This is a genomic window from Kitasatospora sp. NPDC059973 (genome assembly GCF_042737525.1).
Taxonomy (GTDB): domain Bacteria; phylum Actinomycetota; class Actinomycetes; order Streptomycetales; family Streptomycetaceae; genus Kitasatospora.
Genome location: NZ_JBHWUI010000103.1, coordinates 24,342 through 32,278, shown reverse-complemented (window position 1 = coordinate 32,278; position 7,937 = coordinate 24,342). Strand labels below are relative to the sequence as shown.

At 72.2% G+C, this 7,937-nt stretch carries 7 protein-coding genes; 3 read left to right on the top strand and 4 right to left on the bottom strand.

Annotated features, from left to right (window positions below):
- Window positions 1–416: 416 nt before the first annotated feature.
- Window positions 417–1,421: a stage II sporulation protein M gene (locus tag ACFWA9_RS25680; protein ID WP_359810236.1), complete on the bottom strand. Its 1,005-nt coding sequence runs from the start codon at window positions 1,419–1,421 to the stop codon at window positions 417–419.
- 230 nt (window positions 1,422–1,651) lie between these two features.
- On the opposite strand from ACFWA9_RS25680, the gene ACFWA9_RS25675 reads away from it, so the two are divergent.
- Complete coding sequence (locus tag ACFWA9_RS25675) at window positions 1,652–2,614, top strand: RDD family protein (protein WP_380390048.1); 963 nt, start codon at window positions 1,652–1,654, stop codon at window positions 2,612–2,614.
- Window positions 2,615–2,642: 28 nt separating this feature from the next.
- Here ACFWA9_RS25675 and ACFWA9_RS25670 read toward each other — a convergent pair whose 3' ends face one another.
- The gene (locus ACFWA9_RS25670; protein ID WP_380390046.1) at window positions 2,643–3,281 is read right to left on the bottom strand and encodes a hypothetical protein; all 639 of its coding nucleotides are present in this window, start codon (window positions 3,279–3,281) and stop codon (window positions 2,643–2,645) included.
- Between the two features lie 119 nt (window positions 3,282–3,400).
- Between ACFWA9_RS25670 and ACFWA9_RS25665 the strand changes: the two genes are divergently transcribed.
- On the top strand, window positions 3,401–3,913 hold the full coding sequence (locus tag ACFWA9_RS25665; protein WP_329487913.1) for a SigE family RNA polymerase sigma factor: 513 nt from the start codon (window positions 3,401–3,403) through the stop codon (window positions 3,911–3,913).
- Entirely contained in the window at window positions 3,910–4,950 is a 1,041-nt protein-coding gene (locus tag ACFWA9_RS25660) for a hypothetical protein (RefSeq protein ID WP_380390044.1), read from the top strand. The genes ACFWA9_RS25665 and ACFWA9_RS25660 overlap by 4 nt, the downstream gene beginning before the upstream one ends.
- A gap of 66 nt (window positions 4,951–5,016) precedes the next feature.
- On the opposite strand, the gene ahcY is transcribed toward ACFWA9_RS25660, so the two are convergent.
- Together ahcY and ACFWA9_RS25650 are read right to left on the bottom strand one after the other, a co-directional pair.
- Window positions 5,017–6,465 (bottom strand): adenosylhomocysteinase, encoded by a 1,449-nt coding sequence (gene ahcY, locus ACFWA9_RS25655; RefSeq protein ID WP_329487915.1) that lies wholly within the window; start codon window positions 6,463–6,465, stop codon window positions 5,017–5,019.
- 319 nt (window positions 6,466–6,784) lie between these two features.
- On the bottom strand, window positions 6,785–7,759 hold the full coding sequence (locus ACFWA9_RS25650; protein ID WP_352289029.1) for a cation diffusion facilitator family transporter: 975 nt from the start codon (window positions 7,757–7,759) through the stop codon (window positions 6,785–6,787).
- Window positions 7,760–7,937 lie beyond the last annotated feature (178 nt).

The following is a 7,937-nucleotide window of genomic DNA, read 5'->3' as shown; positions in this document are numbered from 1 at the left end:
GTTGACTTTTGGCACGCTGTTGAGTTCTCAAGGAACGGACACTTCCTTCGGACCGCCTTCCAGCGGGCCCTCCGGGCGCTTCGTTCTTTCGTGTTCCCAGCTTATCAGATCCTCGCGGCCGTTCTTACCGGCGCTTGTTTCTCTGAATTCCCGCTGGGGGATTTCCTTCGACTTCGCTCCGAAGCTTATCAAAGCTTTCGGTGTGCTCAGTTCCGGGGGTTTACCTCGTCAAAGGGCGCGCACTTCGTGAAATGCGATCGCCCTGATTCGGCGGTGTCGTAGACACTAACGCCTCGGACCGGATGTTGTCCAACCAGTCCCAACCGTTGAAACCTACTAGCCCGCTCGTGCCACGTCAATCGTTTGACCGGGATGCGAGAAGAGTAGCAGGTCAGCGGCATGTCGATCACCTCGGCTCAGGCCGCGACCGGCTGAAGGTCCGCCCGATCGGCCGCGTCCAGATCACCGGTCTCGCCGTTCGCCGCGGCCTTCCGGCCGAGGACGAGGGCGTAGAACAGGAATGCGACCTCGGCCAACGCGCCGATCGTGATGCGGGCCCAGGTGGGCAGGCCGGAGGGGGTGACGAAGGCTTCCAGGACACCGGAGACTCCCAGCACCGTCGCGAGGCCGATGGCCATGCCGATGATGGACCGGCCCTGTTCGGCCAGGGCCGTCCCCCGGGTCCGCGGGCCGGGGTCGATGATGGTCCAGCCCAGGCGCAGGCCCAGCCCGCCGGCCACGAAGACGGCGGTGAGCTCCAGCAGGCCGTGCGGAATGAGCAGACCGAGGAAGACGTCGAGCCGGCCGGCCGAGGCCATCAGCCCGACCCCGAGGCCGAGGTTGAGGACGTTGCTCCACAGCACGAAGAGCACCGGGATGCCCAGCGCGATCCCGAACAGCAGGCACTGCACGGCGATCCAGGCGTTGTTCGTCCAGACCTGGGCCGCGAACGAGCTCGCCGGGCGGTCCGAGTAGTACGCCTCGTACTCACCGCCGGGCCTGGTCATCTCCCGGAGCGTGTCCGGCGTGGCCAGGCTGTTCCGGACCTCCGGGTGGGTCGCGACCCACCACGCGATCACGGCGGTGGCGAGCAGCGAGAGCACGGCCACCGGCAGCCACCAGCGGCGCGAACGGTAGAGCGCGGCCGGGAAGCTCACGCTGTAGTAGCGCGCGACGTCCCGCCAGCCGCTGGTGCGGGTGCCCGTGACGGCGTCGCGGGCCCGCGAGACCAGGCTGGTGAGCCGGCCCTCCAGGGTGGGGTCGGGCGCGGCGGCCTGCACCTTGGCCAGGTGACCGGTGACGCGCTGGTAGAGGGTGACCAGCTCGTCCGCCTCCTCGCCGGTGAGCCGGCGGTTCTTGGCGAGGGCGTCCAGCCGTGCCCACTCCCCCTGGTGGGTGGCGACGAAGACGTCCAGGTCCATGCGGCAGCTCCATGGTCGGCGCGGGGCGCGCGGGCAGGCGGGGTGCGGACAAGTGGGCCCAGCATGCCAGGGGCGGCGGCCACCCGGGCGGCCGGGACCTCCCTTCCCGAGCGGGTCCGCGGCCCCGTATGTTGACGACTGCAGATCACGGGGTCGTGGGGGCCGATCCGACGGCCTTCCCTCCCCGCGGACCGCGGACCATGAACCACCGACGGGAACGGACGGGTGTCTTGAGCGACCTGGTGACGGGCGAGGCGGTCGTCCTCGGCCTGCGCACGGCGAAGCTTCCGAGCCGGGCGCTGGCGACCGGGCTGGACCTGCTCGTACAGGGCGCCGCACTGGTGGTGACGTCCCTGGTACTGAGCTTCGCCCTGGTCGACCTCGACGGTGCGGCCCTCGCCGCCATCCTGCTCGGGCTGATGGTGTTCTTCCTGGTCGGCCTGCCCGTCATGGTCGAGACCCTGACCCGGGGGCGCTCGCTCGGAAAGGCCGCGCTGGGCCTGCGGGTGGTGCGCAGCGACGGCGGACCGGTGCGGTTCCGGCACTCGCTGGTGCGCGGGCTGGTCGGCTTCTTCGAGATCATCGTGCTGAGCGGCGTGCCGGCGGCGATCTGTTCGGCGGTCTCGGCGGACGGCAAGCGGCTGGGCGACGTCTTCGCGGGGACCCTGGTGGTCCGCGAGCGGGTGCCCGGGGGCGGCGGTGCGGCGAACGCGCTGCCGCCGGTGCACCCGCAGCTGCTGCAGACGATCGGCGGCGAGCTGGTCGCCCTGGACCTCTCCGCCGTGCCGGAGCCGCTCTGGCTGGCGATCCGCCAGCTGCTCGGCCGGATCGGCGAGCTGGACCCGGCGGTGGCGCACCGGATGTCCGCCCGGCTCGCCGACGACCTCGCCGCGCGCACCGGCCACCCCGTCCCGTACGGGCTGCACCCGGCGGCGTACCTCGGCGCGGTGCTGACCGAGCGCCAGCGGCGGGAGTGGACCAGGGCCCAGGGCTACGGACTTCAGCACCCGCCGCGGCCCCACGTCCAGCCCCCCACGGCACCGGCCGCACCGGCGCCCGCCTCCGCACCCGCGATGCCCACGACACCCCCGGTACAAGCCCATCCCCAGGCCCAGGCCCAGGCCCAACCCCAGCCCCAGCCGGCCCCCGCCGCGCAGCCGGCCCCCGGCACCGGATTCGCCCCGCCCGCCTGACCGGCGGGACAACCCGGGCGACCGCCCGCTACCGGCCGTCGAACTCGACCGGCCAGGCGTTCGGCGGCGACTCCAGCTCCTCCAGCTCCACCCCCGCTGCGGCCAGCACCACGTCCCCCGCCAGGTGCACCACCTGCTGCTCGCCCGTCTCCAGGTCCGCCACCTGGTAGCGCTCGACCAGCAGCGGCCCCGAGTCCGTCGCGTGCGTCTCCACCGCCTCCAGCAGCCAGCCCTGGTCGAAGGTGCGCGGCGCCAGCACCGGCTCGGTGAACGCGACCAGCCGCACCTTGGCGCTCGCCCCCTCCCGCAGCCGCAGCAGTCGGGCGGTGGCGACCAGGAAGGCCGGCGAGCGCCCGGTGAAGCCGTGGGCCCGGTCGTGCCCCTCCACCGCGTGCTCCCCGGCCGGGTCGGCCGCGTCGGTGCGCACCCAGGCCACCCCGTCGACCGCCCCGCCGCGGACCTGCCAGCCGCCCGCCTTCAGCTCCGTCCGCAGCGGCCGGGCCCGGGAGTCCAGCGTGAGGTCGAGGGTGCCGAGAACCCGGCCCTCCGGCCCGTACGTCTTGGAGACGTACCGCCAGCCGGCCGGACCGGGCGCGCAGCTGAACCGCTCCTCGCCGAGCAGGACGTGGTCATGGGTGTCGTGGAGCGAGTACCGGCCATTGGGCATGCCCGAGAGCCTACGTGGACGATCAGGGCCGTCCGCCATGCAACGTTCGGCGGGGGTGCCCGCATTAGGGGGTGGACGGCGCGGTTCGGCGCCGTCGGTACTACGGAAGGGGGGCGGGGATGGCGAAGACGGCACGCGAAGCGGAGTTCACCGAGTACGTGGCGTCCAGGAGCGGCTGGCTGCGCAAGGTCGCCTACTTGCTGTGCGGGGACTGGCACCGCGCGGACGACCTGGTCCAGGAGAGCATCACCAAGCTCTACGTGAACTGGCCACGGGCCGGACGGGTCGAGAACGTCGACGGCTACGCCCGCAAGGTGCTGGTCAACACGTTCCTCGCCGAGCAGCGGTCGCCCTGGTGGCGGCGGACGACGCGCAACGGCACGGCGCCCGACACGGCGAGCGTGGGCGTCGACCTCGACGCCTCCCTCGACCTGCGCAAGGCGCTGGCCGCGCTGCCGCCGCGGCAGCGGGCCACCGTGGTGCTCCGGTACTACTGCGACCTGACGATCGACCAGGCCGCCGAGGCGCTGGGCTGCTCGTCCGGCAACGTCAAGAGCCAGACCTCGCGCGGTCTGGAGGCGCTCCGCGTCTCCCTCGCCGCCCGCCCCGCCACCGCAGAGAGGACGTCATGACGAACAACGAGTACCAGAACCTCACGGGGCGGTTGAGCTCGCTGGCCGACGAGCCCGCCCCGCCGTCCGCCGTCGACACCGCCTGGGCCGTCGTCCGCGGCCGGTCGCGGCTGCGCCGCCGACGCGGGGCCGCGTGGGGCGCGGCGGCGGCGGTGACGGCGGCGGCGGTCCTGGGCGGTTCGCTGCTGACCCGGCCGGCCGGCGGGACCGCCACGCCGGAGGCGCCGGGCACGCTCGTCGCCGCGAGCTCCCCCCAGGTCTCGTCCGCCGCGCGCACGGGCACCGACCCCTTCTTCACCGAGGCGCGGTTCGGCTGGCTGCCGGACTCGCTGAACGCGGCGGGCGGCCTCGGCTACGGCTACGCCGACGCGCTGGGCGCCGAGCACACGTCCGCCAAGGTGTGGACGAAGGGGCAGTCCACGCCGAACCTCTCGCTGTCGCTCGCGCCGGGGAACGCCGAGCCCGCGCACGTCGGCCGGCACACGGTGCCGGCTCCCCCGGTCGACGGGCGTTCGGCCCACTGGCTGGTCTCCGACAACCCGCTGCCGGTCGACCCGGTGACCCTGTCCTGGGAGACGGCCTCGGGCCGGTGGGCGCAGCTGGACGCCTACGCGCCGAAGGAGGCGAAGCCCGAGGAGACGCTGCTGCGGATCGCGGCCGGGGCCCGCTTCGGGCGGACCGACCTCCCGCTGCCGGTCTACCTGACGGGGCTTCCGGCGGCGTTCAAGGTGTCGGCGGTGTCGTTGCTGCGGCCCTCGGCCGTCATCGACGAGCCCTGGCGGGTCAGCCTGGCGCTCACCGCCGAGAGGCTCTCGGTCGACGTCATGGTCCAGCCGGAGACCGCCGAGCCCGCGGTCGCTCCGCCGGGCGCCGACCCGCGCGAGTGCGAGGTGGACAAGGGCGTGCGGATCTGCGTGTCGACCCGCTCCGGGGCGAACCCGGCGCTGGAGGCGATCGGCGGGCTCCCCGGGGTGCTGGCGAAGATCAGGTCCGCGGGTGCCGACGAGAGCGCCTGGACGGTCGACGTCCTGCGCTGACCGGGCCCGGACGCGGCCGTGGCCGGCACCCCGCGAAGGGGCGCCGGCCACGGCCGTGTCACCTGATCAGTAGCGGTACTGGTCCGCCTTGTACGGGCCCTCGACCGGGACGCCGATGTAGTCGGCCTGGTCCTTGGTCAGGGTGGTCAGCTTCACGCCCAGCGCGTCGAGGTGCAGACGGGCGACCTTCTCGTCCAGGTGCTTCGGCAGCACGTAGACGCCGATCGGGTACTGCTCGGTCTTCGTGAACAGCTCGATCTGCGCGATCGTCTGGTTGGCGAAGGAGTTGGACATCACGAACGACGGGTGGCCGGTCGCGTTGCCCAGGTTCAGCAGGCGGCCCTCGGAGAGGACGATGATGGTGCGGCCGTCCTCCTTGCGCCACTCGTGGACCTGCGGCTTGACCTCGGTCTTCACGACACCCGGCAGCTGGGCCAGGCCGGCCATGTCGATCTCGTTGTCGAAGTGGCCGATGTTGCCGACGATGGCCTGGTGCTTCATCCGGGCCATGTGCGAGGCCATGATGATGTCCTTGTTGCCGGTCGTCGTGATGAAGATGTCGGCCGTCTCCACGACGTCGTCCAGGGTCGCGACCTGGTAGCCGTCCATCGCCGCCTGGAGCGCGCAGATCGGGTCGATCTCGGTGACGATGACGCGGGCGCCCTGGCCGCGCAGCGACTCGGCGCAGCCCTTGCCCACGTCGCCGTAGCCGGCGACGACGGCGACCTTGCCGCCGATCAGGACGTCGGTGGCACGGTTGATGCCGTCGATCAGCGAGTGGCGGCAGCCGTACTTGTTGTCGAACTTCGACTTGGTGACCGAGTCGTTGACGTTGATCGCCGGGAACAGCAGCTTGCCGTCGCGGTGCATCTCGTACAGGCGGTGGACACCGGTGGTGGTCTCCTCGGTCACGCCCTTGATGGTGGCGGCGACCTCGGTCCACTTGTTCGGGGTCTCGACCAGGGTGCGGTTGAGCAGCTCCAGGATGATCCGGAACTCGTCGTTGTCCGCGGTCGACGGGTCCGGCGCGGAGCCGGCCTTCTCGAACTCGACACCCTTGTGGATCAGCAGGGTGGCGTCGCCGCCGTCGTCCAGGATCATGTTCGGGGTCTGGCCGTTCGGCCAGGTCAGCGCCTGCTCGGTGCACCACCAGTACTCGTCCAGCGTCTCGCCCTTCCAGGCGAAGACCGGCACACCCTGCGGGTTCTCGGGGGTGCCCTCCGGGCCGACCGCGATGGCGGCGGCGGCGTGGTCCTGGGTGGAGAAGATGTTGCAGGAGCACCAGCGGACCTCGGCACCGAGGGCGGTGAGGGTCTCGATCAGCACGGCGGTCTGCACGGTCATGTGCAGCGAGCCGGTGATGCGGGCGCCGGCGAGCGGCTGCGAGGCGGCGTACTCGGCGCGGATCGTCATCAGGCCGGGCATCTCGTGCTCGGCCAGCTGGATCTCCTTGCGGCCGAACGGCGCCAGGGAAAGGTCGGCGACCTTGAAGTCACCGGTGATGTCGGTCGACATGCGTCTGCTCCTCGCTGATGGGGATGGGGCAAGGCCAAAGGTCCTGGGTGTGCGTCGCGGCACGGCGGGGACGCACGGGTGCGCGGCAACGCCGGGGCCACCGGATCCGCGGCGGGACCGGTTCCCTGCTGCTCAGCACAAACCGTCGGAGGACCTCTCTCCCTCGACCGGTACGCGCCCCCAGGGGACGGACCACCGATCGACCGCCATCAGCAGCGACGTTCTGGCTCTGGTGACGAATCTACACCGGCGGGCCCGGACGGCGGCTCGCTATGACCGTTTTTCGGCCCGCGCACCGCCGCCCCGGGGGTGCGGGTGCTCAGTGCGCGCCGGGCACCGGTCCACCGGGCGTGGCGTACGGGTCGTCGCCCTGCGCCTCCTTCTCGGCGCTGTACACGTCGGGCTCCAGGTAGATCGCCCGGGCGATCGGGACGGCCCGGCGGACGCGGATCTCGGCGGCGTCGATGGCCTGCGCCACCTGCGCGGCGGAGTCCTCCGCGTTGACCGCGATCTTGGCGGCGACCAGCAGTTCCTCCGGGCCGAGGTGCAGGGTCCGCATGTGGATCACGCGGGTGACGGAGTCGTGGTCGACCAGCGCGTCGCGGATCTCGGCCACCACCTCCGGGTGGGCGGACTCGCCGATCAGCAGCGACCTGGTCTCCGACGCCAGCACGAGGGCGATCACGATCAGCAGCAGGCCGATCGCCAGGGTGCCGATACCGTCCCAGACGCCGTCCCCGGTGATCACGGTCAGGCCGACGCCGAAGAGCGCCAGCACCAGACCGATCAGCGCGCCGGTGTCCTCCAGCAGGACGACCGGCAGCTCCGGCGCCTTGGCCCGGCGGATGTAGGCGGGCCAGCCGTGCGCGCCCTTGTCCTTGACGGCCTCGCGGTAGGCGGTGAAGAAGGACCACGCCTCCAGCCCGATCGCCAGCACCAGCACGCCGATCGGCCAGTACCAGTTGTCCAGCTCGTGCGGGTGGGCGATCTTCTCGTAGCCCTCGTAGACGGCGAACATGCCACCGACGCTAAACAGCACGATGGAGACCAGGAACGCGTAGATGTAGCGCTCGCGCCCGTAGCCGAACGGGTGCTCCTGGGTGGCCGCCCGCTGCGAGCGCTTGCCGCCGACCAGCAGCAGCACCTGGTTGCCCGAGTCGGCCAGCGAGTGGACGCCCTCGGCCAGCATCGAGGAGGAGCCGGAGAACGCGAAGGCCACGAACTTGCTGACCGCGATGCCCAGGTTCGCCGCCAGGGCCGCGACCAGGGCCTTGGTACCGCCTTCGGTGCTCATGCCGGTGTGGATCCCTCCGCCGGGGGCCGCTCGGGCGGCCCGCGCTCTGCTCTGTCGGGTGCTGCCTCGGCCGGGTCGCGCCCCGGCCGAGTCCGTCGAGCGCATACGGTACCGGGCCGCCGCGCCGCGGGGTCGGGACGGCGCCGCGGCCCCGGCCCGGGAGGGCGCCGCGCCGCGG

Bases quoted from the DNA above. Each gene is read 5' to 3' on its own strand.
- ACFWA9_RS25650 (WP_352289029.1), bottom strand. From the start codon at position 7,759: ATGAGCACCGAAGGCGGTACCAAGGCCCTGGTCGCGGCCCTGGCGGCG.
- ACFWA9_RS25665 (WP_329487913.1), top strand. From the start codon at position 3,401: ATGGCGAAGACGGCACGCGAAGCGGAGTTCACCGAGTACGTGGCGTCC.
- ahcY (WP_329487915.1), bottom strand. From the start codon at position 6,465: ATGTCGACCGACATCACCGGTGACTTCAAGGTCGCCGACCTTTCCCTG.
- ACFWA9_RS25660 (WP_380390044.1), top strand. From the start codon at position 3,910: ATGACGAACAACGAGTACCAGAACCTCACGGGGCGGTTGAGCTCGCTG.
- ACFWA9_RS25680 (WP_359810236.1), bottom strand. From the start codon at position 1,421: ATGGACCTGGACGTCTTCGTCGCCACCCACCAGGGGGAGTGGGCACGG.
- ACFWA9_RS25670 (WP_380390046.1), bottom strand. From the start codon at position 3,281: ATGCCCAATGGCCGGTACTCGCTCCACGACACCCATGACCACGTCCTG.